Here is a 22,676-nt window from a genome sequence, read left to right as displayed (position 1 = left end):
CGTCGTGGTTCCTCAATCAAGCGAGTCGCTGTTCGTTGTCGTCGGTCTCGGTCGCGCCGCCACGGCGGGCCGGGGCGGGAGCGGCGGGAAGGGGGGTGCTGCGCTGCTGCTGCTGTTGCTGCGGCGGCTGACGGTCGCCTTGCGGGTTGGCTGTGCCGCCGGGGGTGTTGCCGTGCTGCAGCTTCAGGCCGCGCGCCTCGGCCATCTCGGTCAGCCGGGATTGTGCATCGGCGAGCAGCGCGCGGGTCTGCGGCTGTTCGGCGGTCAGCTGGACCTGCACGGTGTCGCCCTCGCGGTGCAGCGCGATGTCGATCGAGCCCAGCGCGTCGGGGACCACCCGGACGCGCATGTCGTTGGCATCGGCCATGTCGCGCAGCTTCTCGATATGCTGGATCATCACGCCCGGCCAATTCGGCTGACGCATGTCGAGCGTCTGCTGCTGCGCCTGCCCGGTCGACGTGACCGCGGCGGAGATCGCCGCGGTCGCCTGCGGCTGACCGGCGGGCTCGGCGGGGCGCGTGCGATCGTCGGCGGTGACCGCGCGGTGGATCGCCTCGGCAAAGGTGCGCGCCGCGCTGGCGATCACCGGCCCGGCCGGCGCGGCAGGCGGCTCGTTCGGGGCGGGCGGCACCGCGACGGCGGCGCGCGACGGCTCGCGGGCGACCGACGTCTCCGGCACGGCGGCGGGTGTTACCGGTGTGGAAAGCGTAACGGCGTCGGACCCGGGTGGCGCCACCGGCGGCGGGGCGGCGGATGGCGCGGGCGCGATCGCCGCCGGTACATCGACGCGCAGCGCCGCCGCTGCCGCGATGACCGGGGTGGTGGCGCTGGCCGCCGCCGGAGCGATGACGGGCGATGGCATGGGCACCAGCGTGGACGGTGAAGCCGCTACGCGCGCTGGCGTGACTGTTGCACCCGGCGGCGTGTCGACGCGGAGCGGAGCCGCCGGTGTCGCGAGGGAAGCGGCCTGTGGCGGCACGATCGTCGTCGGCACGGCGACGCGGAGCGCGGCCTCCGAGATGCCAATGGCGGTGGGCTGCGTCGGTGCGATCGTCGGATTGATGTCGACGCGGGCTCCGGCTGGCGTTGCGGTCGTCGTCGCCGCGGGCGCGAGAGTCGGGATGGGAGCCGCATTGGCCAAGGTGTCGTCAGCCGCGATCGGTGGGGTCACGTCTGCCGCCGGTCGCGGCGCGATCGTGCCGACGTCGGACCGCTCGATCGCGGCAACCGCCGATGGCGTCGTCGATGGCGTCGTCGATGGCGGGGCGGTGGGGCGCGCCGACGCAAGCGGTGCCGCCGACCGCGCGACCGCTGGAGCGGCGGCAACGCTCGCCGCGCGGGCAGCGAGCGGGGCCGCTGCCGGTGTGAGCGGCGCTGCCGGTTCGGCGGGCGGCGTGACCGGCGGCGTCTGTGCAGCAGGTGCCGCCTGATCAACCGCCCGTGCGGCGGCGGGTGCCGGGGCGGCGGATGTCGCGGCGGCGGGCGGCGCTGCGCCGGGCAGCGTCACGGCCGGATCTTTCGCGTCGACGGGCGCGGCGCGGGGCGGGGCAGCGGAGAGCATCGGCTCGCCAGCAGGCGCAGGTGCGTTTGCGACGAGCGCGGGCCGCACGGCGTCCGACTGCGGCGGGGCGGGCGCTGCTTCCGGCGCGGACGTGGGGCGTGCTTCGACCGGGGTGTCCGCTGCGCGCGGCGGTCCGTCGATCGTCGCGGGTGCGGTGAGGTCCGCTGTCGGTCGCGGCGGGGTGGCGGCGGCGGCGGCGGTGGTGGTGGCCGGTGGTGAGAGGGGCGATGGCGCGGCCATGCCCTCGGCGGAGGCCTCGCGCGTCGTCCCGCCCCGTGGCTTCGGCGCGCCTGTCGGCACGGGTGCGACGTTACGGGTCGTGATCGGCGGGGTCACCGTCCAAACGTCGGGGGTGGTCTCGTCTGGCAGCTCCGGCGCCGGGGGCAGCACGGCGACCGATAGCGACGGGGCGGGAACGGGCGGCGCACCGTCGACCGGGACGGCAGCGACCACGCCCGGTTCCCCATCCTTCTCGACCGTGACCGACACATCCGGGCCGGATGTGGCCGGTGCCGTGACCTCGGCGGTAACAGGCGCTTGCGGCGGCACGATCCGCAGTCGCGGCGCGGCCGCGGGCGCTGGTGCGGGCGCGTCGGGAACGATCGCCGGGGTCGGGGCGGGCGGGACGGTGACGCCGGTCGCGTCGGCCAGCCACGCCAGCGCGGCGTCGCCGCTCGACAGTTCGCCGTCGACCAGCGGCAGCCCGGTGCCGGATCCGGCAAGATCCTGCCGCGCCGGATCGCCGGTCGGACCGACGGCGATTCCGTCGCCGCAGCCGGGCAGCAGCAGCTTCAGGAAGTCGCCCGTCGGCGCGGCCACGCCGGGCGACACGATCCCGCCGCCCGGCAACATCGCGCCGGGCGCCGTCGTCAACAGAAGGCTAGCGATCGTGGTCAAGGGTGGACGCTTCCGTGCTCGAGTAGGTCTGCGAGCATCGATGCAAGGAGCGTGCCGTTTATTTCCTGGGGCGGGAGGGCACGTCTTCCAGTGCCTTCATTTCGGCTTGCAGGTCGGCGGTGCGCCGCCGTTCGAGCAGCTTTTCGACCGCGCTTTGATCGCGGCGTGCACCGCGCGTCGCCTCCGCGCTGCGTTCCACCTGCGCCTCGGCCATGCGGACGCGGTTCAGCGCCGCCTCGGCCGAGCGGTGGAGGCGGTCGCGGAAATGCGCGGCGGCGGCCATGTTGACCGCACCGGCGGTGGTGGCGGGGGCGGGGGCGACTGCGCTGGCGAGCTGCGCGATGCGCTCCGCCAGCTGCGTCTCGCTGGTCAGCTGGGCCTGCGTGCGCGATTCCTCGGCGCGCGCCAGCCCCAGCTGAAGCGTGCGGACACGGTGCAGGCGCTTCAGCCGTTTGGCGTCAGGCATCGCCGAACACGCCGGTCAGCTCCATCTCGGCATCGGCGAGCGACACCATCTGGTGCGTGTCCTGACGCACGAATTCCATGATCGCGGGCTGATAGGCGATGGCGGCGTCGATCGCCGGGTCGCTGCCGCTGCGATACGCGCCCATCAGCACGAGATCGCGGTTCTCCTCGTACGTCGCCAGGTGGCGGCGCAGGACACGCGCGGCCTGCTGGTGCTCGCGCGGCACGATGTCGTTCATCACGCGGCTGATCGATTTCGAGATGTCGATCGCCGGATAGACCGCGCGCTCGGCCATGGCGCGGCTGAGCACGATATGTCCGTCGAGGATCGAGCGCGCCGAATCGACCACCGGATCGTTACCGTCGTCGCCATCGGCGAGGACGGTGTAGATGCCCGTGATCGACCCGCCGGTGTTCACGTCCGATCCGGCGCGCTCCAGCAGGTTGGGCAGCATCGCGATCGCCGACGGCGGATAGCCGCGCGCCGACGCGGGCTCGCCCAGCGCCAGCCCGATCTCGCGCCCGGCGTGCGCGACACGCGTCAGCGAATCGATGATGAGCAGCACTTTCTTGCCCTCGGCGCGAAACGCCTCGGCGATGGCGGTGGCGCGCAGCGCACCACGGATGCGCAGCACCGGGGAGTGGTTGGCGGGGACCGCGACCACCACCGAGCGCAGGCGCGCCGCGCCCGCCACCTTGGTTTCCAGGAAGTCGGCGACCTCGCGGCTGCGCTCGCCGATCAATCCGATGACCACCACGTCGGCCTGCGCCGCGCGCACCATCATGCCGAGCAGGACCGACTTGCCGACGCCCGACCCGGCCATGATGCCGACGCGCTGTCCCTGCCCGACCGTCAGCAGGCCGTTGATCGCGCGCACGCCGACATCCATCGGCGCCAGCACGCGGCCACGGTCGAGCGGCGACTGGATGTGCCCGGCGAGCGGCCAGCGTCCCGCGCCACGGATCGGTCCCAGCCCGTCGATCGGGTGGCCCGCGCCGTCGACGACGCGCCCCAGCAACGCCGCGCCGACCTCCGCCTCGCCCGGCGCGCCCAGCGGGCGCACGGGGGCATTCGGCAGCAGCGCGGCGGGGCCGCCCAGGTTCATCATCAGCGTGCGGCCGTTGCGGAAACCGATCACCTCGGCCTCGACCTGCCCGCCGCCCTCCGCGCCGACCCGGCACACGGTGCCGACCGGCAGCGACAGCCCGATCGCCTCCATCAACAGCCCGTCATAGGACGACAGCCGGCCCGACACGCGGGCCTTCGGGCGCGCGCCCGACAATGCGATCGTGCCGAGGTAATCCTCGGCGAAGCTGTTCAGCACGCCGGCACCGCCGCGCGCTCGATCGCCGTCGTCAGTTGCTCCAGCCACATCGCCGGCCCGTCCTCGACGATCGTCGAGGCGGCCTCCAGCACGAAGCTGCCCCGCGCGACGCTTTCGTCGCCGACCGGGAAGACGGTCCCGGGCAGGCGACCCTCCAGCAGCGGCATGTCCTCGGGATGGACGCGGAGCATCGCCGATTCGCTGGCGTCGGCGAGCAGCTCGGTCGCGGCCTCGACGCGGGCGGCGAGCAACGGCGCGGAAACGCCGATCTCGCCGACCAGCTGCGTCACCAGCATCGTGACGGTGCGGCGCAATGCATCGGCAAGCGCCACGCGGTCGATCGCGCCGCCCGCCTTCATCGACTCCGCGACCGCCTCCAGCAATTCGCGTTCGCGCGCCACCACCGCGTCGGCGGCGTTCGCGGCATCGGCCAGCCCGTCCTGATAACCGGCGATGCGCGCCGCCTCGATCTGTTCGACGCACGCCGGGATCGGCGCATCGGCGTCGAGCATGTCCCAGCCGGCGGTCGGATCGGCATCCCGATCGGCAGGCGAGAAGTGCCGCGGCTGGTCGCCGGTCGGCTCCGCACCGGCCTGCGGCTCCGGCATGGGCGAGCGTGCGCCGAACGCCTGTTCGATCCGCGCGATCAGGTCTGCGGGCGTGAAGCCGGGTGCGACTTCCGATTGCGCGCGCGAGCGCGTGAGCGCCGCGGCATTGGCGCGCGAGGGCATGCCGATGACGAAATCCGCCTCAAACATAATCGTCGTCGCCCGCCCCTAGGTTGATCGTACCGTCCTTGGCCAGGTTGCGCGCGATCTGGATGATCGCCTTCTGCGCTTCCAGCACCTCGCTCAGCTTCATCGGCCCGCGCGCTTCCATGTCGTCGCGGATGCCCGCCGCCGCACGTGCCGACATGCAGCCAAGCATGCGGTTGCGCGCCGCCTCGTCCACGCCCTTCAGCGCACGCGCCAACGTGTCGCCGTCGATGTTGCGGATCAGCGTGCCCAGACCCTTGTCGTCCAGTTCCAGCAGGTTGTCGAAGACGAACATCGCCTCCTCGATCTGCCGCGCGATGTCGCGGTCCATCTTGAGCAGCTTGGGCATGACGCGCTGCTCGGTCGACTTGCGCGCGCCCTGCAGGATCTTCGCCGCCTCGCGCGCGCCGCCCAGTTGCAGCGAGGTCGACGACCCGCCGCCGCTGCTGCCGCTGCCGCCGCCGGTGCGGCTGGCGATCAGCGTGCGCAATGTGTCGACCGCGTCCGGCGTGATCGGACCCAGCCGTGCGATGCGATGCAGGATGTCGGGCTGCGTGATTTCGGGCAGCAGCTCCAGCACCTGGCTGCCGATCGCGGGATCGAGGTTGGCGATCATCACCGCGCAGATCTGCGGATGCTCCTTGTCGAGCATCGCCGCGATTTCGCTGGCGTCGAGCCAGTCGAGCAGGTCGATCTCGCACACCGCCTCCGGCGGCGTGATCTGCGCCAGCACGCTCTCGGCCTTTTCGCGGCCCAGCGCGCGCGTCATCACCGCCTCCACCTTGGGGCCGGGGTTGAAGGTGATGCCGGTCCGCTCGCGCGCGCAAGAGACGAAATTGTCGAGCACCAGCGCGACCTCGTCCTCGCTGACGTCGGCGACGGCGAACATCGCGCTGCCCAGCTTGCGGACCTCTTCCGGATCCAGCTTCTGCAGGATCGCGGCGGCTTCCTCCTCGCCGAACAGCATCATCAGCACGGCGGCGCGCTCCACGCCGGTGAAGGTGCGGGGGGCAGCGGCGACCGTCACGATTTGGCGTCCGCGACCAGCATGTCACGCACCGCCAGCGCGGCGCGCGCCGGATTGTCGCGCGTGAAGCCGCGCACCGCGTCGATCCGTTCCTCGTAGCTCTGGCTCGTCTCGATCTGGTCGAGGCTGACCGGTGCCTGCACCGCGATCCGCTCGCCGTCGGCACCATCTGCACCGCCCGCTCCGGTATTCGCGCCACCGGCGGATGCGGTGCCGTCCGGCGCGGTGCCATCGGCCAGCGCGGCGTTCTTGCCCGCCGGGGCGGCCGCGTCCTCGCGCTTCTTCATCAGCGCCTTGGCGATCGGACGTACGCCGAGCAGCAGCACCAGCAGCGCGATGACCACCGCGGTCAGGTTGCGCGCGATCATCGGCACCAGCGCATTGTCGTACCATTTCGGTCCGGCAGCGGCGTCGGTGGCGGTGTCGGCGAACTTGCGGCTGATGACGGTGACATTGTCGTTGCGCGCCTGATCGAAGCCGACCGCGCTCTTCACCAGATCGTTGATCTGCTGGATCTCCATCGCGGTGCGCTTGCCCTTTTCGGGATCGCGCAGCAGCACCGCGACCGACAGCCGTTTGATGTTGCCGGGTGCGGCGCGCGTGACGGAGACCTCCTTGTTGAGGTCGTAGGCGCGCTGGAACGCGTCGGTCTGCTTGGCCGCGTCGGGCGCGGGGCCGCCGGCGGTGGGCTGGGGCGTGCCGGGGTTGCCGGTCGCGGGCTGCGGCGTCGACAGCTGCGACGCCGGCGGCGGCGTGTTGCTGAGCGCGCCGGGAATGCCGGCCGGCGTCTGGCCGGTTGCCAAATTGCCGGTCCAGTTGCCGGTTTCGGCGCGCAGTCGGCCTTCCTTGTCGTAGCTTTCGCGCGTCGCGCTGGTTTCGTCCAGATTGACGTCGGCCTGCACCTCCGCGGTGAAATTGCCCGCGCCGACCAGCGGCGTCAGCAGCTGGAGCAATTGCTGGCGATATTTGTCCTCGACGCGGCGCTGGAACTCGATGCGCTTGTCGTTGGCGCTGTCCGCGCCGTCGCCGTGCTTGGTCAGCAACCCGCCCATCTGGTCGACGACGGTCACCGCATCGGGCTTCAGCCCGGGCACCGACGAGGCGACGAGGTTGACGATCGACTGCACCTGCGCGTCGGCCAGCGAGCGTCCGCCCTGCAATTTCAGCACCACCGACGCAGAGGGCGCGGCATTGTCGCGCACGAACACGCTCGCCTCGGGCGTGGCGAGATGGACGCGCGCTTCCGCGACGGCATCGATCTCCTGGATCGAACGCGCCAGTTCGGTTTCGCGTGCCTGGCGCAGGCGCTCACCCTCCACCGCGCGGCTGACCCCCATCGGCAATTCGTCGAGGATCGCATAGCCGCCCGGCGCAGCCTTCGGCAGTCCCTGCCCGGCGAGCAGCAGCCGCGCCTTGCTGAAATCCTCCTCGTTGACGGTCAGCGTGCCCGCCGAATCGTCGATGTGGCTGGGGATGTTGGCGGCCGACAGCGCGGTGGTGACTGCGGCCTTGTCCGAATCGGGCAGGCCGGAGAACAAGGTCTTCTGCGGCGGCGTGGACAGCGCCGACCAGGCGAGGCCCGCAGCGCCGATCAGGCCGACCATCAACGCCATCGGGCCGGCGCGGCGCACCGCGGGCTGCGCCATGACGCCCTGGATCTGGCGCAGCGGATTGGCGAACCGCTCCGGCACCAGCGTGACGGGAACGGGGTTCTGCGGCGTGGGGGCGAGAGCGTTGCTCATATCAGACCGGCATGCTCATGATGTCCTTGTAGGCGGACAGGATCTTGTTGCGGACCTGCAGCGTGGCCTCGAAGCCGACCGAGGCTTCCTGGCGCGCCAGCATCACCTTGGCGATGTCGACGGTTTCGCCACGCTCGTATTGCTCGGACAGCGCGGACGCCTTTTGCTGGCCGTCGTTCACCTTGGCGATCGCCGACTGCATCGTGTCGGCGAAGCTGGTGGCGGCCGACGCTCCCCCGGTCGGCGAAGCCGGCGCACCGGGTGCGGCATTGCCGACGCGGTTCAGCGCGGCGTTGCGCTCCAGGATCTGCGCACGCAGCGCCATCACGCGGTCGATGCCGCCGACGCCTCCGATCGCGCTCATGCCGACAGCATCCGGCTGGTGCCGGCGGCGAGGTCGTCACCGTTCTCGCGCGCCTTGGCGAGGCGATAGCGCAGCGTCCGCTCGGAAATGCCGAGGCGCCTCGCGGTTTCGATCCGGCTGCCGCCACACGCCGCCAGCGTCTCGCGGATCGCCGCGAATTCGGAAAATTGCACGACCTGGCCCAGCGTGGCGTCGTCGCCGCCGCCGGTAACGGGTGCAGGCTTCGGTGCGGCGGGACGATCGAAGACGATGTGGCCCGCCTCGATCGTGTCGCCGCCGGCGAACAGCAGCGCGCGCTGGATCACGTTTTCCAGTTCGCGGACGTTGCCGGGCCAGTCGTGCGCGACCAGCGTGGCGATCGCCTCGTCGCTGGGCCACGGCACGACGGCGCGGTTGCCGGCGTGGCGCAGGATCATCGTCGCGGCCAGCGCCGGAATGTCCTGCGGCCGGTCGGCAAGCGAACGTGTCGCCAGCGGGAATACCGACAGGCGATAGTAGAGATCGGCGCGGAACCGCCCCGCGGCCACTTCGGCCTGCAAGTCGCGGTTGGCGCAGGCGACGACGCGGACGTTTACCGGCTGCGGCATGGTCGCGCCGATCGGCACCACCTCGCGCTCCTGCAACACGCGCAGCAGCTTTGCCTGCAGGTTCAGCGGCATCTCCGCGACTTCGTCCAGCAACAGGGTGCCGCCGTCCGCCGCGCGGAAGAAGCCTTCGCCCCCGGACGATGCGCCGGTGAACGCGCCCTTCTGATGGCCGAACAGCATCGCCTCCAGCATCGTCTCGGGAAGCGCGGCGCAGTTGATCGCGATGAACGGCCCGTCGCGACGTTCCGAGTTCAGGTGGATCGTGCGCGCCAGCACTTCCTTGCCGGTGCCGGTCGGTCCGTTGATGAGGACGGTGATGTCGGCCTGCGCTACCCGCTCGGCCAGCGCCAGCAGCGCCAGCGATTCGGGATCGGCGGCGGTCGGCAGGGTCGGCCCGCCGACCAGCGCGCGGGCGAAAGCGTTGCCGATCGCGGCATCCTCGTGCCCGTAGGCGATGCGCGCCGGCTGACCGTCGCGATGCGGGATCACCTGCCGCCCGTTGTTGCCCAGGATCACGGTGCGGGCCGGGGCCGGCACCGGCTCGCCATCGGCGACCAGATAGGTGACGTTCGGCTGCGGGCGGGCGGCGGGCGCCTGCACGGCGAAGCCCTGCGCGCGCAACGAGGAGACGAGCGTCAGGTGCGCTTGCTCCACGGTGGCAGTCGGCATGATCGAACGCATGGCGAGAATTTCCCTCGAATCAGTGCGATCGTGATGCGGCCCAACTGGTTAACGCGCGGTATATTGCCGCCGTTGCCGGCAGGTTTTTTCCGGGCGCACGGGGGCACGCGCGCGCGTGTACGGATGGGAGGGGGTGGGGGGACGCGGTCGAAAAAATCACGTGCGAAAAGCGCTAAAGGTCCGGCGCGGGCAGCCGTTTGATGCGGTGACGGCACGGCCACCTGCTCATCGGGGGCGGCGGGACGGGCCGGGCAGATGGAGCTTTCCCCATGACCGTGATCAACACCAACACCGCAGCGATGCGCGCCACCAACGCTTCGACCAGCGCCAACAAGATGCTGTCGACCTCGATGGAGCGCCTGTCGACCGGCAAGCGCATCAACTCGGCCAAGGACGACGCCGCCGGCCTCGCGATCGCCAACCGCATGACCAGCCAGACCAAGAGCATGGCCGTCGCCGTGCGCAACGCCAACGACGGCATCAGCCTGGCGCAGACCGCCGAAGGCGCGCTCGGCGAAGTCACCAACATGCTGACCCGCATGAAGGAACTGGCCACGCAGTCGGCCAACGGCACGCTGAAGGACTCGGACCGCAGCGCGCTCCAGGCCGAGATGAGCCAGCTGACCGCCGAGATCGGCAACGTCTCCAAGACCACCTCGTTCAACGGCGTGAACCTGCTCGATGGCGGCCAGTCCTCGGTAAAGCTGCAGACCGGCATCAATGCCCAGCAGACCATCGACATGAAGCTGATCGACGCCCGCGCGTCGACGCTGGGCCTGTCGGCGCAGGTGAAGGGCGGCGCGGTCAACGACACCGCCATCGCGGCGAACTCGATCACGATCAACGGTGCGACCGTCCCGGCCGTCGTCGCCGGCGACAAGGACGCCAAGAAGGTTGCCGACGCGATCAACACGACGACGCTGAACTCGGGTGTGGTGGCAACGGCCAAGAACGCCGTGACGGCGACGGTCGACGCCACCAAGCTGACCGTGGGCAATTCGCTGGTGGTCGACGGCAAGACGGTGACGCTGACGGCAGCCGAAAAGGACGTGACCTCGCTGGCCGCCAAGATCAACAGCTCGCTGAACGGCACCGGCAGCCAGATCACCGCCAGTGCCGACAAGGACGGCAAGCTGGTGCTGACCAGCAAGGACGGCAGCAACATCGGGCTGACCAACACCAGCGCCATCCTGTCGGACGCGGCGACGGCCGAAGGCACGGCGGTCATCACCGCTGCGGCCGTCGGTGCTGCGGTGGCACGCGGCGCGGTGACGCTGGAGGACACTTCGGGCAGCGGCATCACGATCGCCGGCGCTGGCGTTGCCAACGCGGGTCTGACCGCGGCGAAGACCGACGGTACGATGTCGATCGCCACGCAGACGGGTGCATCGGCGGCGATGGCGGTGATCGATGGCGCGCTGGACAAGGTGTCTTCGGCTCGCGGCGATCTCGGTGCGGCGCAGAACCGCCTGGAATCGACGGTCAATAACCTGACCACCACCGTGACCAACCTGTCGGACGCCAAGAGCCGTATCGAGGACGCGGACTTCTCGACCGAGACGACCGCGCTCGCCAAGGCGCAGATCCTGAACCAGGCGTCGACCGCGATGCTGGCGCAGGCCAACCAGTCGCAGCAGGGCGTGATGAAGCTGCTCGGCTAAGTCCGGCAGCCGAACACCGGCCTCTTGCCCCCGACCAGAGCGGGGCCGGTGCCGGACACGGAAACCCCCGTCAGCGAAAGCTGGCGGGGGTTTCTCGCGTCCGGGGAGGCGCCGGGTGCGAGGGGATCGCGTCGGTGGCGGCGCACGAAGGTGAGGTAAGTTCCGGTCTTCGCCGGCTTCACGGCGACTTCGATAAGTCGAGATCCAGGCAGAAACGCGTTGTTCTCGTGCGGGACATGCGTGCCGGTCCGACCGTTCCCCAGTACAGTGCGCGGTGGCGCACCGGCAATCATCGCCTGTGCCGGTCCACATGCGCCACGATCCAGGCGGCGGGCCAGGCCAACGCGCTTCGGGGGCCAGTCGACATTCGGCCGCCACCGGCAAGCGCGTGGATGGCGAAAATCCGCCCGGCCGTGCGGATGCGGTTCATCCGAACAGATGGATTATCTTCGTTGGCGAACAGTCCGGCAGCGCGGAAGCACTGAAGGTCGATCCGGCCTGACATGGTGGCGGGCGCTGCCCCAGCGAAACGCCCAGCAAAAATCCCGGCAACCGCAACCGGTTGCCGGGACCATCGCTCATTCCTCGCCGGGTATCGTCAGGTCGTCGGGGTTGTCGTCCGGTGCGCCGGCCGGAAGTTCATCCGCGTCGGCGCCGACATCGGCATCGCGTTGCTCTTCGCTCAACGCGGGGTGGCTGCGTGGTTCGGTCATCGCTTCCTCCTCTAGCCCACATGCAACGCACGGGGCGGGAGAAAGGCGCACCTCAGCGCTGGGTCATCGCCTTCTTCATGCGGGCGTGCGCCGCGCTCTTGATCTGGCAGACCCGCGCCGCGCCGATGCCCAGCACCTGGCCGATCTCCTCCAGGTTCAGTTCCTCGACGTGGTACAGCTGGATCACCAGCTGCTCGCGCTCGGGCAGCGCCGAGATCGCTGCGATCAGGCGGTCCCGGGTCTGCGTCTCGGCCAATTGCTCGAACGCATCGGGCTCGGCCGAGGCGAACCACGGCTGGTCGTCGGCGTAGACCTCGTCGATCGATTCGTACTTCACCGCCTCGGCGGCGGCATATTCGGTGCGCACCTTCTCGGGCGTCACCTCCAGCCGCACCGCCAGTTCGCGCTCGGTCGGCGCGCGGCCGAACTCGCGGCTCAGCTGGTTGACCGCGCGCGCATATTCGCGCCGGCGGCGGATCGCGCCGCGCGTCATTGCGGCGTGGCGGCGCAGTTCGTCGATCATCGCACCGCGCAGACGGGTGACCAGATATTGCTTCAGCGTCGCCTGACCGCGATCCTCGAACGCGGCGACCGCCTCGACCAGCGCGACCAGCCCGACCTGTACGAGGTCCTCGACCTCGATCGCGGTCGAGACCGAGCCGTGGACGTGCCACGCAAGCCGCCGGACGAGCGGGAGGTGTTCGCGCACCAGCGCGTTTTCGTCGCGCGCGCGTACCTGCGGCTTGTAGGTGAGCGGCGCGTTGCCCGCCGACACGACCAGCGGCCGGGCCTCGGCGAAGGCGCTCTGCATCGGTTCGGCGCTCATGCGGCCAGCGCCTGTTGCGGGGCCTGGTTGCCGATGATCGCGACGACCTCGACGGCCTTGTCCTCGGGGACTTCGAAAAAGCTCATGACGGGCGTATCCGGAAGAACGGTGCGGACGAGTTTGCGGACGGCGACGCGGATCGCGGGCTGGACGACCAGCGCGAAGGGCTTCGCTTCCGCAATCAGCGGCTGGGCCGCGGCTTGCAGCGCGTCGACGATGCGACGGCCGAGTTCGGGTTCGATAACGTGGCGGCCGGGGTCGGTGCGCGCGGCCTGGCCCAGCAATTGCTCCAGCCCGCCCTCCAGCGTCATCACGCGCAGCGGTTCGCGCACGCCGGCCAGCTTGGCGATGATCAGCGAGCCGAGCTCGGGGCGGATCAGTTCGACGATCTCGGCCGGGTCGTGGCTGCGTTGCGCGGCGATCGAGATCGCGGCGGCGATGCGACGGAATTCGCGCAACTGGATTCCTTCTGAAAGCAGCCCCTTGAGCACGGTGGCCAGTACGGTCAGTGGCAGCGGGGCAAGGGCGGCGACCAGTTGCGGCGCACGCTCCTTCAGTTCGTCGAGCAGCGACTGCACTTCGTCCGCACCCAGCAGGTCGCCGGCGTTGACGCCCAGCGCATGGTTCAGGTGCGTTGCGATGACCGTGCCGGAATCGACGACCAGATAGCCCTGGCCCGTCGCGACATCGGCGTCGCCGATCGAGATCCAGGTGGCGTCCAGCCCGAAGGTCGGGTCCTTGGCTTTCTTGCCGATCAGTTCGCCGTAACCCTGCCCGGTGTCGAGCGCGAGCATCTCGTCCGGCGACACCTGATCCTCGCCGACGCAGACGCCGCCCACCATCACGCGGTAGGTGTATGGCGGCAGGTTGATGTCGTCGCGCACCCGCACCTGCGGCACCACGAAGCCGAGTTCCTTCGACAGCTGGCGACGGACCCCGGTGATGCGCCCCATCAGCGGCGCGCCGCGGCGCTCGTCGACCAGCGGGACCAGGCCGTAGCCGATGTCGAGATTGACCAGCATCGTCTCGGACACTTCGTCCCAGCCGATCTTGGAAGGGTCGGGTGCCTCGACGGGGGCGGGCGGTTCGACATGCGCCGGCCGCTTGGCGATCTGGTGAAGCTTCCACGCGGAGAAACCGGCGGCGGCGGCGAGCGGCAGGATGACGAAGTGCGGCATCCCCGGCAGCACGCCGAGCAGCGTCAGGATCACCGCGACCGGCGTCCAGGTGCGTGCCGAACCGAACTGGCTGCCGATCTGCCCGGCGAGATCCTTTTCGGACTTCACGCGGGTGACGATGGCAGCCGCGGCGATCGACAGCAGCAGCGCCGGCACCTGCGCGACCAGCGCGTCGCCGATCGCGAGCATGGTGTAGGTTTCGGCGGCCTTGGCGATCGTCAGCCCGTGGCTGACCGGGCCGAGGATCAGCCCGCCGACGATGTTGGCGGCCAGGATCAACAGGCCGGCGACCGCATCGCCCTTCACGAACTTGGACGAACCGTCCATCGAGCCGTAGAATTCGGCCTCGGTCGCGACGTCGACGCGGCGCTTCTTGGCCTCGTCGGGCGTGATCAGTCCGGCATTCAGGTCGGCGTCGATCGCCATCTGCTTGCCGGGCAAAGCGTCGAGCGTGAAGCGCGCCGACACTTCGGACACGCGGCCCGCGCCCTTGGTGACGACGATCAGGTTGATGATGACGATGATCGTGAACACGAACAGGCCGACGACGTAATCGCCGCCGATCACGAACGATCCGAATGCCTCGATGACATGTCCCGCCGCCGCCGATCCGGTGTGGCCATGGACCAGCACGATGCGCGTCGATGCGACGTTCAGGCCCAGCCGGAACAACGTCGCGAACAGCAGCACGGTCGGGAAGGACGAGAAGTCGAGCGGCTTCTCCGCGTTCAGCGCGACCATCAGCACCGCCAGGCTGATCGTGATGTTCATGATGAAGAACACGTCGAGCATGAACGCCGGGATCGGCACGATCATGAGCACGACCAGCAGCAGGATCGCGGTCGGCAGGGCGCCCTGGCGCGCGGCGGCGAGAATCTTCATCGCGTCAGCGTCCCATTCCGGCGAGCATCATATAGGCGAGCCGCGCATTGTCGGGCGACGGGCGCAGCAGCGTCCCCTGTGCGCCGCGGCCGGTGCCGAGCTGGCCCAGCGTCGACTTCGCCCAGTCGAGCGCGTCGGTGGCGCTCTGCCCGGTGCCGGTGACGACGGTGGCGTCGTCGCCCATCGCCAGCGCCTGCGCCGCGAACTGCCACTGGTTGTTGGCCTTCGCCGTGGCGATCGCGTCGTTGCCGCCGTTTCCGGCATCGCCCAGCTTGTCGGCGAAACGCTGGTACACCTGCGACAGCGATCGGGCGGAGCCGTCGCGCTCGAAGAAGACGCTGCGATTGGCACGCGCGGCGGCGGGGAAGACCGATGCGGCGCTGCGATCGGGATCGCCTTGCATTGCCGACAGGAAATTGCGGGCACCGCCCAGCCCCAGGAAGTGCGCCATGTACAAATCGGTGCCGGTCGCCGCGCGGCCCGTGACCGCCTCGATCCCGCCCTTGTTGTCGCTGGCGTGTTCGGCAGCCATCAACGCGGCGACCTCGGGGTTGTTGCGCAGCCCCAGGATCGCCTCGCGGTTGCCGCCGGAAACGGTGTAGCGCCCGCCCGATTTCTGGATGCTGTTCGCCGCCCAGCCCAGCCCGTGTTCCTGCCCGTGCTGCTTGACCACCGCCAGCCAGCTCTGGTCGAGGAACTGGAACAGCCCGGTCGCCGACGACGTGCCCGAACGGGCGTTGGCGTTCAGCCCGCTTTCCAGCCTGGCCTGTCCCATCAGATAGTCGAAGTCGACGCCGGTGCGCTGTGCGGCGCGCTGGATCGCGGACGTGACGCGCTGGCTGGCGGAAGTGATCGCGGAAACGGTCATGCCCTGCATATTAGCAAGAGGCGTGCCAAGGCGTCGCGTATGCGCCGACGCCTTTCCTGCGCGCGCCTGCACAGGTCGGGATGCCGCCGGCAAGCGCCCTGAATCACGACGCCCCGGTGGTGGGCCGGGGCGTGATCGTCTTCGGCAGGCGGTGCGCGTGTCAGGCGTAGGCGATGGTGCCGCGCGTGTACGCGTTGCCGGGCTGACCGGAAAGAAGTTGCAGGCGGCGGCGAACATTTGCCGCCATCAGGTTCACGTAGATGCGGCAGGTGTCGTTGAGGCGATCCGCCTCCTCGACCAACCCGCGCAACTCCGGGGTCGCCGGGCCGTCACCCAGCTGCTGCAACTCCTCGATCGCGCGCAGCTTGTTGCCGGTCGCGCGCTCCAGGGCGTTCATATCGTTGGTCTTTAGTGCGGCGATCTCGGCATGAAGCATGTCGATCACGCGCACCAGCGCCTCACGCCTGTTCATTCTGGGACATCCAATCGTAGCGCAGTGCGATGAACTGATCCGCGATCGTGGAGGGCGACAGCGGGAAGGTGCCGTTGGCGAGTGCGGTCTTGATCTCCTGCACGCGCTTGGAGTCCACCGGCGGCGTGGCCGCCATGGCGCTGGCCATCGCACCGGGCGCCTTCGTGGCGTCCGTACCGCCGGGCTTCGCCGTGGTGGCGACCGGGGCGGTCGCCCCGAGGCGCGGCACGTTCGTGACGGGCGAGATGCCCGCCCTGACCGTCGCTGATCCTATCATTTCCACCATGTCCACACCTGTCGCTATCCGCTGACATCCGCAGAAACGACCGGGAGAAGGGGGGCTTTAGCACTTTTTTATTCCGTCCAGCCGGGCAGCGTGGCCCGGCCGCTGTCGATCGCCACCGCCTGCACCGGGCGCGCGGCGTCGCCGACCCGGATCATCACGCGTCCGCCCGGCGGGGCGTCGGCCATCGCCACGCCCTCGCGGGTGATCGAGAAACCGTCCGATCCCGCCTCGATCGTGACGGGGTCGCCGCGGCGGATCACCGCCTCGGCACGCGGCGCGGGCGGGGCGAGCGCCCCTGCGCGGACCACCGCCGGCGTGGCGGCGGCGGCGCGCGGCGGTGCGTTCACCGGCACGAACACGCGCCACGCCGGCCCGGCGCAGGCGACCACCACCGCGTCATGCGCATCGCTGCGCCACGACAGCGAAACCATCGAGCAGGTGGCGAGCCGCAACCGCGCGTCGACCGGCGCGCGGGCGCCGCCCTCGCTGCCGATCGGGCGCGCGGTGAAGGCGGCAACCGCGCGATCGAGCGCGGCGGTATCCTGAAACGTCAGCGCGGCGGCGGCGAGCAGGGCGATCATCGAACGGTTCCTTGGGGCTTGGCCTCGCCGGCGAAGGACAGCGTGACGAGAACGGCGCGCGGGGTCCGCGCGGGATTGGTGGACAGCGACAGTCGCGCGTCGGGGACACCCGCCCTCGCCAGCGCCGCGGCGACGGCGCGCGCGCGGTCGGCGGCGAGCACGGTCGCGCTGCGCGTGGCGCGATCGACGTCCTGCGTCGTGCCGTCGGTGCCGCCGGTGACGGTCAGGCGCACGCGCGGATCGCGCAGTTCGTCACGCGCCCAGGCGACCAGCGTGTCGGGGCGCTGCGGCAGCACCGCCGATCCGGGCGCGAAGCCGGCGATGCCGTGGCTGGCGACCGGCATCGCGGCGGGCGGCGGCTCGGCGCCGAACCCCTCCGCGATGCCGCGCGCCAGATCGCGCGGCGTCAGCGTCTGGTTGGCCTGGAGCAGCACGAAGAACCCGACCAGCAGCAAGGCGAGGTCGGCCAGCGTGACCAGCCATACCGGACGCGCGGGCTGGACGTCGAGCAGATCGTCGTCGCTCACGCCGCTTCCTCCCGCACGGTCGCGATGTCGGCATCGTGCAGCCGGACGCGGGCATTGCCGCGCGGTGCCTCGCGCTCCGCCAGTTCGGCCAGCGGCGCGACCAGCCGCTCGCGCTCCAGCAATTCGGCGCGCGCGGCGGTGCGCAGCCGGGCGGCGATCGGCATCGCGACCAGATTGGCGAGCAGCGCGCCGTACAGGGTCGCCAGCAGCGCCACCGCCATCGCCGCGCCGATCGCCTGCGGGTCGCTCATCCGCGTGAACATCGCGACGAGGCCGATCAGCGTGCCGATCATGCCCATCGCCGGCGCGGTCTCCGCCATGCCGATCCAGCATTCGACGACGATGCGGTGGCGCTCGCCGCGGCTGCGGCGTGCGGCGTCGAGCGCGTCGGCGACCGTTTGGCCACGCGCACCGTCGACGATCATCGCGATCGCCGCGGCGACATCGGCATCGCGGATCACGCTGCGGTCGAGCGCGTGGACGCCGTTGCGTTGCGCGATCCGCGCCAACGCCGTCACCTGCTCCAGCCGCGTATCGGCGCGGAAGCGACGGCGCGGCAGGGTCCGCAGCGCCAGCAGCGCGTGCGCCAGATCGCGCACCGGCGTGCGCAGGATCGTCGCCAGCGTCGTGCCGCCCAGCACGATCGCCAGGGCGACGGGGTCGAAGAGGAGCGCGGGAGTCATGCCAGTGACTCTGCAAGGGTCGGGCCAAACGCCGCCGCGCCGTCCCTTGCCGTGAGGCCGGCAGCGTGGAAGCCGCGGCGGCAACCCGCTTTGCCGGCAACCGGCAAGCCTTTGCCGCTTCGTGGGCTGGACGCGAGTCGCGGCGTCGCCGCAGGCATTTGGCACGCCCCTTGCTGATGGTCCGGTGCACCTGTCGTGCAAAGGAGTTCGGGTCGATGGCCGAGGGATTGTTCGGAGTTCACGCTGCCGCGCTGGAGGTGCGTTCACAGCGCATGGGCGTGCTGGCGTCGAACATCGCCAATGCCTCCACGCCCAATTTCAAGGCGCGCGACATCGACTTCACCACCGCGCTGAGCGCGGTGGAGCATCAGCCCGGCGGCGGTGTCGGCGGCGCGCTGAAATACCGCGTGCCCACCAACCCGTCGATGGACGGCAACACCGTCGAGCTGTCGACCGAGCAGACCGCCTTTGCCGAGAATGCCGTCCAGTATCAGACGACGCTGTCGTTCCTGAACGGGCGCATCGGGCAGATCACCCGCGCGCTGAAGGGAGAATAAGGCATGTCGAACACGCCCATGTCGATCTTCCAGGTCGCCGGTCGCGCGATGTCGGCGCAGCTGACCCGCATGAACACGACCGCGTCGAACCTGGCCAATGCCGGCGGCGTCTCGGGCACGGAGGAGGGGGCGTACAAGACGATGAAGCCGGTGTTCCGCACCAGCTTCGACGACGCCAGCAGTCTCGCCACCGTCGACGTGCAGCAGATCGTCGCCGCGGGCGAGAAGCCCACCAAGCGGTACGACCCCAATCATCCGCTGGCCGACAAGGACGGCAACGTCTTTGACGCGGCGGTCGATGAATCGCGCGAACTGGTCGACATGATGGAGACCGCGCGCAGCTACCAGAACAACGTCGAGGTCATGCAGACCGCCAAGACGCTGATCCTCGACACCATCAAGATGGGCCGCTGACAATGACCAGCATATCCGCCAACACCGGCGCCACCGACAAGGCTGCGCAGGACGCGATCTTCTCCGCCGCGGGCGTGGCGCAGAAGCAGCCGGCCACCAACGCGACCGCCACCACCGGCAAATCGACGCTGGGACAGCGCGACTTCGTGCGCCTGATGACCGCGCAGCTGCAATATCAGGATCCGTTCAACCCGCAGGACAACACGCAGATGGTAGCCCAGATGGCCACCTTCTCGCAGGTCGCGGGCATCAGCGAGATGAGCAGCACGCTGGCCGGGATCGCCGGCCGGCTGGGCACCACCAGCGCCAGCGACGCGATGAGCTTCGTCGGCCGCACCGTCCTGACCGAGGGCAAGACCGCGTACGAGCGGACCACCGGCGGGATCATGGGCGGCGTCGAACTGGCCAATTCCGCGACCGACGTCGACGTCTCGATCGCCGACAAGAGCGGCAAGGTCGTCAAGACCATCCAGCTCGGCAAGCAGGAAGCCGGCACCGCCGAATATACGTGGGACGGCAAGGACGCCGCCGGCAACAAGATCGAGAACGGCCCCTACACCGTCACCGTCGAGGCCGCGAACGGCAGCACCATCGTCGGCACCAAGCCGCTGGTCTGGGCGCCGGTCGAAACCGTCAGCCTGGCCGCCGGCAGCGAACCCGTCCTCAACGTCACCGGCCTTGGCAAGGTCGATCCTTCCGCGGTCCGCAAGGTCGCCTAACCCCTTTTCCCAGGAGTACCCCCCATGTCCTTCTTCACCTCGCTTTCGGGCCTCCAGGCCATGCAGACCGACATGTCGGTCATCAGCCACAACCTCGCCAACGTCTCCACCAACGGTTTCAAGAAGAGCCGCACCGCGTTCGCCGACGTCATCTCGTCGAACGTGTCGACCGATCCGCGCAAGATGGTCGGCTCGGGCGTGTCGGTGAAGGGCACCGTGCAGCAATTCTCGGACGGTTCGTCGAACCAGACCAAGAGCGCGCTCGACATGCAGATCCTGGGCGAGGGCTTCTTCGTCGTGAAGTCGACCGGCCTGTCGGACCAGGTCAACTACACCCGCACCGGCGCCTTCACGGTCGACGACAGCCGCAACGTCGTCGACGCGCAGGGCAGCTACATGATGGTCTATCCGGTCGATAACGACGGCAACGTCACCGCGACCGGCGACAAGTCGCTGACCAACCTGCAGATCCAGCCGACCAGCGGCACGCCGAAGAAGACCGAGAACGTCGCCACCAAGGTGCAGATCCCGTCGACCGCCACCGTCAAGGATGCGACCGCGTTCAAGCGCACCGACACCTCGACCTACAACAACTCGGTCGCGACGCGGATCTACGACGCCAACGGCAATCCGATGACGATGACCAGCTACTACGTCCGCACCGCAGAGGGCGATCCGAACGCCACGCCGCAGCCGAATACGGGCACGTGGCAGGTCTTCACCTATGTCGGTGAGACGATGCTGACGCCCGATCGCCCCGGCATCACCGCCGCCGGACCGGTCGAGCAGAAGTACGATACGACCGGCGCGCTCGTCGCTCCGACCTCGATCCAGTTCAAGCCGTTCATCCCGGCCTCGGGCGCGGCGGCGCAAGCGGTCAAGCTCGACCTGACCGGTTCGACGCAGACCGCGGCGGCCTCGGCGGTCAGCGCGCGCACGCAGGACGGCGTCGCGGTCGGCCAGCTGGTCGGCATCACCGTCGACGACGCGGGGATCATCAAGGCGAGCTATTCCAACTCGGACATCGTGCCGCTCGGCAAGGTGGCGATCGCCAAGTTCTCCGCGCCGACCGGGCTGCGCCAGGCGGGCAGCAACTATTGGCAGGCCACCGGCATCTCGGGGAAGGCGACGCTCGGCTTCGCCGCCGCCGAGGGGTTCGGCAGCCTGAAGTCGGGCCAGCTCGAAGGGTCCAACGTCGACATCACCGAGGAGCTGGTCAATTTGATCGCGGCGCAGCGCAACTTCCAGGCGAACTCGAAGGCGCTCGATACCGCGACGCAGGTGTCGCAGTCGATCTTCAACATCCGCGCCTGATCGTCGCGTCGGGTCCGTCGGAGAGGATGTAAGTGGACAAGCTGGTCTATACCGCGGCGACGGGCCTGCGTGCGCACATGCAATCGCAGGCCGCGATCGCCAACAACATGGCGAACGCCTCCACCACCGGCTTTCGCGCCGACCGGGTGGTGTTCGACCGGATCATCCTGTCGGACGGAACGACGCAGATGTCGGCGCGCCAGCCGACCTCCGAAGAGGTGCGCGACGCCGATCGCGCGCCGGGCGTCGTCCAGCAGACCGGACGACCGCTCGACGTGGCGATGGGCGACGGCGACAAATGGCTGGCGGTGCAGGCTTCCGACGGTTCGGAGGCGTATACCCGGCGCGGCGACCTGTCGGTCTCCGCCTCGGGCACGCTCCAGACCGGCGACGGCTTCCTCGTCATGGGACAGGGCGGGCCGATCACGCTGCCGCCGTACGACTCGGTCAGCATCGGGTCCGACGGGTCGATCTCGATCGTGCCGCAGGGCGACAAGACCGGGCAGACGCAGATCGTCGACCGGCTGAAGGTGGTGTCGAGCAAGGGCACCGACGCGGTGAAGGGGCTCGACAACCTGATGCGCGTGCGCGGCGGCGGCACGATGCCCGCCGATCTCGACGCGGGGGTGACCAGCGGCGCGCTGGAGGGCTCGAACGTCAACATGACCCAGGCGCTGGTCGACATGATCGAGAACCAGCGCAGCTACGAAGTGCAGGCCAACATGTTGAAAGAGGCCCGCTCCATGGATGAATCGAGCGCATCCGTGATGCGCTTGCCCGGCTGAGGAAGGACGGAACGATGACCACCGCCGCCATGCACATCGCGCGTACCGGGCTGGATGCCCAGGACACGCGGATGCGCGTCATCTCGAACAATCTCGCCAACGTCAGCACGACCGGCTTCAAGCGCGATCGTGCCGCGTTCGAGACGCTGTCCTATCAGGTCGTGACCGCGCCGGGCGCGCAATCGACCGCGGAGAGCCAATATGCCACCGGGCTGAACCTCGGCACCGGCGTGCGCGTGCAGGGCACGTCGCGCACCGAGACGCAGGGGTCGATGAACCAGACCGGCAACAGCCTGGATCTGGCGCTGGACGGCGGCGGCTATTTCCAGGTGCAGATGCCCGGTGGGCAGCTGGGCTATACGCGCGCGGGCAATTTCTCGCGCTCGCCAGAGGGCTTGCTCATCACCAGCCAGGGGTATCAGGTGATGCCGGGCATCACCGTGCCGCAAAATGCGACGCAGATCACGATCGGCACCGACGGCACCGTCACCGCGACGGTCGCCGGTCAGGCGGAGGGCCAGAACCTCGGCCAGATCCAGGTGGCGAGCTTCCCCAATGCCGCCGGCCTCGAATCGAACGGCGACAATTTCCTGCTGGAAACCGCGTCCAGCGGCGCGGCCAACATGGGCGTGCCGGGCGAGGACGGGCGCGGACGCGTGCGGCAGGGGACGCTGGAGGCGAGCAACGTCAACGTCGTCGAGGAACTGGTCGACATGATCGAGACGCAGCGCGCGTACGAGGTCAATTCCAAGATGATCTCCGCCACCGATGACATGCTGAAATACGTTAACCAAAATCTGTCATGA

General features: G+C 69.7%; 23 protein-coding genes and 2 pseudogenes. 8 read left to right on the top strand and 17 right to left on the bottom strand.

The window, feature by feature from the left end:
- Positions 1–16: 16 nt before the first annotated feature.
- The 8 genes from ASE95_RS06390 to ASE95_RS06355 are packed head-to-tail and all read right to left on the bottom strand — an operon-like array spanning position 17 to position 9,404.
- Entirely contained in the window at positions 17–2,458 is a 2,442-nt protein-coding gene (locus tag ASE95_RS06390; protein WP_156347920.1) for a flagellar hook-length control protein FliK, read from the bottom strand.
- A gap of 58 nt (positions 2,459–2,516) precedes the next feature.
- Positions 2,517–2,924 carry a hypothetical protein gene (locus tag ASE95_RS06385; protein ID WP_056633479.1) on the bottom strand — a complete coding sequence of 136 codons (408 nt, stop codon included), beginning with the start codon at positions 2,922–2,924 and terminating at the stop codon, positions 2,517–2,519.
- The gene (locus ASE95_RS06380) at positions 2,917–4,248 is read right to left on the bottom strand and encodes a FliI/YscN family ATPase (protein ID WP_056633476.1); all 1,332 of its coding nucleotides are present in this window, start codon (positions 4,246–4,248) and stop codon (positions 2,917–2,919) included. Before ASE95_RS06380 ends, ASE95_RS06385 begins: the two co-directional genes overlap by 8 nt.
- Complete coding sequence (locus tag ASE95_RS06375; RefSeq protein WP_056633473.1) at positions 4,242–5,006, bottom strand: FliH/SctL family protein; 765 nt, start codon at positions 5,004–5,006, stop codon at positions 4,242–4,244. Before ASE95_RS06375 ends, ASE95_RS06380 begins: the two co-directional genes overlap by 7 nt.
- Entirely contained in the window at positions 4,999–6,030 is a 1,032-nt protein-coding gene (gene fliG / locus ASE95_RS06370; protein ID WP_082449986.1) for a flagellar motor switch protein FliG, read from the bottom strand. The genes ASE95_RS06375 and fliG overlap by 8 nt, the downstream gene beginning before the upstream one ends.
- Positions 6,027–7,772 carry a flagellar basal-body MS-ring/collar protein FliF gene (gene fliF, locus ASE95_RS06365; protein ID WP_056633470.1) on the bottom strand — a complete coding sequence of 582 codons (1,746 nt, stop codon included), beginning with the start codon at positions 7,770–7,772 and terminating at the stop codon, positions 6,027–6,029. The genes fliG and fliF overlap by 4 nt, the downstream gene beginning before the upstream one ends.
- 1 nt (position 7,773) lies before the next feature.
- Positions 7,774–8,136: a flagellar hook-basal body complex protein FliE gene (gene fliE, locus ASE95_RS06360; protein WP_056633468.1), complete on the bottom strand. Its 363-nt coding sequence runs from the start codon at positions 8,134–8,136 to the stop codon at positions 7,774–7,776.
- Positions 8,133–9,404 (bottom strand): sigma-54 interaction domain-containing protein, encoded by a 1,272-nt coding sequence (locus ASE95_RS06355; protein WP_056633465.1) that lies wholly within the window; start codon positions 9,402–9,404, stop codon positions 8,133–8,135. Before ASE95_RS06355 ends, fliE begins: the two co-directional genes overlap by 4 nt.
- A gap of 269 nt (positions 9,405–9,673) precedes the next feature.
- On the opposite strand from ASE95_RS06355, the pseudogene ASE95_RS18560 reads away from it, so the two are divergent.
- Together ASE95_RS18560 and ASE95_RS18555 are read left to right on the top strand one after the other, a co-directional pair.
- Positions 9,674–10,081: pseudogene (locus ASE95_RS18560) on the top strand (flagellin N-terminal helical domain-containing protein); the annotation flags it as partial.
- A gap of 729 nt (positions 10,082–10,810) precedes the next feature.
- Positions 10,811–11,065, top strand: a pseudogene (locus ASE95_RS18555) (flagellin); the annotation flags it as partial.
- Between the two features lie 578 nt (positions 11,066–11,643).
- Here the strand turns inward: ASE95_RS18555 and ASE95_RS18425 are convergent.
- The 9 genes from ASE95_RS18425 to ASE95_RS06305 form a co-directional block, all read right to left on the bottom strand.
- Entirely contained in the window at positions 11,644–11,778 is a 135-nt protein-coding gene (locus tag ASE95_RS18425) for a hypothetical protein (protein ID WP_268795811.1), read from the bottom strand.
- Positions 11,779–11,830: 52 nt separating this feature from the next.
- Positions 11,831–12,604, bottom strand: a complete 774-nt coding sequence (locus ASE95_RS06340; protein ID WP_056633456.1) for a sigma-70 family RNA polymerase sigma factor — start codon at positions 12,602–12,604, stop codon at positions 11,831–11,833.
- Positions 12,601–14,664 carry a flagellar biosynthesis protein FlhA gene (gene flhA, locus ASE95_RS06335; RefSeq protein WP_056633453.1) on the bottom strand — a complete coding sequence of 688 codons (2,064 nt, stop codon included), beginning with the start codon at positions 14,662–14,664 and terminating at the stop codon, positions 12,601–12,603. The genes ASE95_RS06340 and flhA overlap by 4 nt, the downstream gene beginning before the upstream one ends.
- A gap of 4 nt (positions 14,665–14,668) precedes the next feature.
- Entirely contained in the window at positions 14,669–15,532 is an 864-nt protein-coding gene (locus ASE95_RS06330; RefSeq protein WP_082450062.1) for a transglycosylase SLT domain-containing protein, read from the bottom strand.
- A gap of 160 nt (positions 15,533–15,692) precedes the next feature.
- On the bottom strand, positions 15,693–16,004 hold the full coding sequence (locus ASE95_RS06325; protein ID WP_056633447.1) for a flagellar protein FlgN: 312 nt from the start codon (positions 16,002–16,004) through the stop codon (positions 15,693–15,695).
- Positions 15,991–16,281: a flagellar biosynthesis anti-sigma factor FlgM gene (flgM, locus tag ASE95_RS06320; protein ID WP_162234671.1), complete on the bottom strand. Its 291-nt coding sequence runs from the start codon at positions 16,279–16,281 to the stop codon at positions 15,991–15,993. The genes ASE95_RS06325 and flgM overlap by 14 nt, the downstream gene beginning before the upstream one ends.
- 77 nt (positions 16,282–16,358) lie before the next feature.
- Positions 16,359–16,871 (bottom strand): flagella basal body P-ring formation protein FlgA, encoded by a 513-nt coding sequence (locus ASE95_RS06315; RefSeq protein WP_056633442.1) that lies wholly within the window; start codon positions 16,869–16,871, stop codon positions 16,359–16,361.
- Entirely contained in the window at positions 16,868–17,398 is a 531-nt protein-coding gene (locus ASE95_RS06310) for an OmpA family protein (protein ID WP_235528221.1), read from the bottom strand. The genes ASE95_RS06315 and ASE95_RS06310 overlap by 4 nt, the downstream gene beginning before the upstream one ends.
- Positions 17,395–18,081: a motility protein A gene (locus ASE95_RS06305; RefSeq protein WP_056633439.1), complete on the bottom strand. Its 687-nt coding sequence runs from the start codon at positions 18,079–18,081 to the stop codon at positions 17,395–17,397. Before ASE95_RS06305 ends, ASE95_RS06310 begins: the two co-directional genes overlap by 4 nt.
- Positions 18,082–18,296: 215 nt before the next feature.
- Here ASE95_RS06305 and ASE95_RS06300 point away from each other — a divergent pair, with 215 nt between their 5' ends.
- The 6 genes from ASE95_RS06300 to flgG are packed head-to-tail and all read left to right on the top strand — an operon-like array spanning position 18,297 to position 22,676.
- The gene (locus tag ASE95_RS06300; protein ID WP_056633436.1) at positions 18,297–18,638 is read left to right on the top strand and encodes a flagellar basal body rod protein FlgB; all 342 of its coding nucleotides are present in this window, start codon (positions 18,297–18,299) and stop codon (positions 18,636–18,638) included.
- A 3-nt stretch (positions 18,639–18,641) separates the two neighbouring features.
- Positions 18,642–19,052 carry a flagellar basal body rod protein FlgC gene (flgC, locus tag ASE95_RS06295; RefSeq protein WP_056633433.1) on the top strand — a complete coding sequence of 137 codons (411 nt, stop codon included), beginning with the start codon at positions 18,642–18,644 and terminating at the stop codon, positions 19,050–19,052.
- A gap of 2 nt (positions 19,053–19,054) precedes the next feature.
- Positions 19,055–19,771 carry a flagellar hook assembly protein FlgD gene (locus ASE95_RS06290; RefSeq protein WP_056633430.1) on the top strand — a complete coding sequence of 239 codons (717 nt, stop codon included), beginning with the start codon at positions 19,055–19,057 and terminating at the stop codon, positions 19,769–19,771.
- A 24-nt stretch (positions 19,772–19,795) separates the two neighbouring features.
- Positions 19,796–21,085, top strand: a complete 1,290-nt coding sequence (locus ASE95_RS06285) for a flagellar hook protein FlgE (protein WP_056633427.1) — start codon at positions 19,796–19,798, stop codon at positions 21,083–21,085.
- 32 nt (positions 21,086–21,117) lie between these two features.
- Complete coding sequence (locus ASE95_RS06280) at positions 21,118–21,870, top strand: flagellar basal body rod protein FlgF (protein ID WP_056633424.1); 753 nt, start codon at positions 21,118–21,120, stop codon at positions 21,868–21,870.
- A gap of 14 nt (positions 21,871–21,884) precedes the next feature.
- Positions 21,885–22,676: a flagellar basal-body rod protein FlgG gene (flgG, locus tag ASE95_RS06275; RefSeq protein WP_056633421.1), complete on the top strand. Its 792-nt coding sequence runs from the start codon at positions 21,885–21,887 to the stop codon at positions 22,674–22,676.

The sequence above is a fragment of the Sphingomonas sp. Leaf231 genome (assembly GCF_001421995.1).
Classification (GTDB): Bacteria; Pseudomonadota; Alphaproteobacteria; order Sphingomonadales; family Sphingomonadaceae; genus Sphingomonas.
The sequence above is the reverse complement of the archived record's forward strand: the minus strand, read 5'-3'. Positions and strand labels throughout refer to the sequence as shown.

Excerpts from the sequence above, each read along its gene's own strand:
- flgC (WP_056633433.1), top strand. The coding sequence starts at position 18,642 with ATGTCGAACACGCCCATGTCGATCTTCCAGGTCGCCGGTCGCGCGATG.
- flgM (WP_162234671.1), bottom strand. The coding sequence starts at position 16,281 with ATGATAGGATCAGCGACGGTCAGGGCGGGCATCTCGCCCGTCACGAAC.
- fliF (WP_056633470.1), bottom strand. The coding sequence starts at position 7,772 with ATGAGCAACGCTCTCGCCCCCACGCCGCAGAACCCCGTTCCCGTCACG.
- ASE95_RS06285 (WP_056633427.1), top strand. The coding sequence starts at position 19,796 with ATGTCCTTCTTCACCTCGCTTTCGGGCCTCCAGGCCATGCAGACCGAC.
- ASE95_RS06385 (WP_056633479.1), bottom strand. The coding sequence starts at position 2,924 with ATGCCTGACGCCAAACGGCTGAAGCGCCTGCACCGTGTCCGCACGCTT.
- ASE95_RS06290 (WP_056633430.1), top strand. The coding sequence starts at position 19,055 with ATGACCAGCATATCCGCCAACACCGGCGCCACCGACAAGGCTGCGCAG.
- ASE95_RS06300 (WP_056633436.1), top strand. The coding sequence starts at position 18,297 with ATGGCCGAGGGATTGTTCGGAGTTCACGCTGCCGCGCTGGAGGTGCGT.
- ASE95_RS06315 (WP_056633442.1), bottom strand. The coding sequence starts at position 16,871 with ATGATCGCCCTGCTCGCCGCCGCCGCGCTGACGTTTCAGGATACCGCC.
- ASE95_RS06355 (WP_056633465.1), bottom strand. The coding sequence starts at position 9,404 with ATGCGTTCGATCATGCCGACTGCCACCGTGGAGCAAGCGCACCTGACG.
- ASE95_RS06305 (WP_056633439.1), bottom strand. The coding sequence starts at position 18,081 with ATGACTCCCGCGCTCCTCTTCGACCCCGTCGCCCTGGCGATCGTGCTG.
- flgG (WP_056633421.1), top strand. The coding sequence starts at position 21,885 with ATGACCACCGCCGCCATGCACATCGCGCGTACCGGGCTGGATGCCCAG.
- ASE95_RS18425 (WP_268795811.1), bottom strand. The coding sequence starts at position 11,778 with ATGACCGAACCACGCAGCCACCCCGCGTTGAGCGAAGAGCAACGCGAT.
- fliE (WP_056633468.1), bottom strand. The coding sequence starts at position 8,136 with ATGAGCGCGATCGGAGGCGTCGGCGGCATCGACCGCGTGATGGCGCTG.
- ASE95_RS06330 (WP_082450062.1), bottom strand. The coding sequence starts at position 15,532 with ATGACCGTTTCCGCGATCACTTCCGCCAGCCAGCGCGTCACGTCCGCG.
- ASE95_RS06325 (WP_056633447.1), bottom strand. The coding sequence starts at position 16,004 with ATGAACAGGCGTGAGGCGCTGGTGCGCGTGATCGACATGCTTCATGCC.
- flhA (WP_056633453.1), bottom strand. The coding sequence starts at position 14,664 with ATGAAGATTCTCGCCGCCGCGCGCCAGGGCGCCCTGCCGACCGCGATC.
- ASE95_RS06340 (WP_056633456.1), bottom strand. The coding sequence starts at position 12,604 with ATGAGCGCCGAACCGATGCAGAGCGCCTTCGCCGAGGCCCGGCCGCTG.
- ASE95_RS06375 (WP_056633473.1), bottom strand. The coding sequence starts at position 5,006 with ATGTTTGAGGCGGATTTCGTCATCGGCATGCCCTCGCGCGCCAATGCC.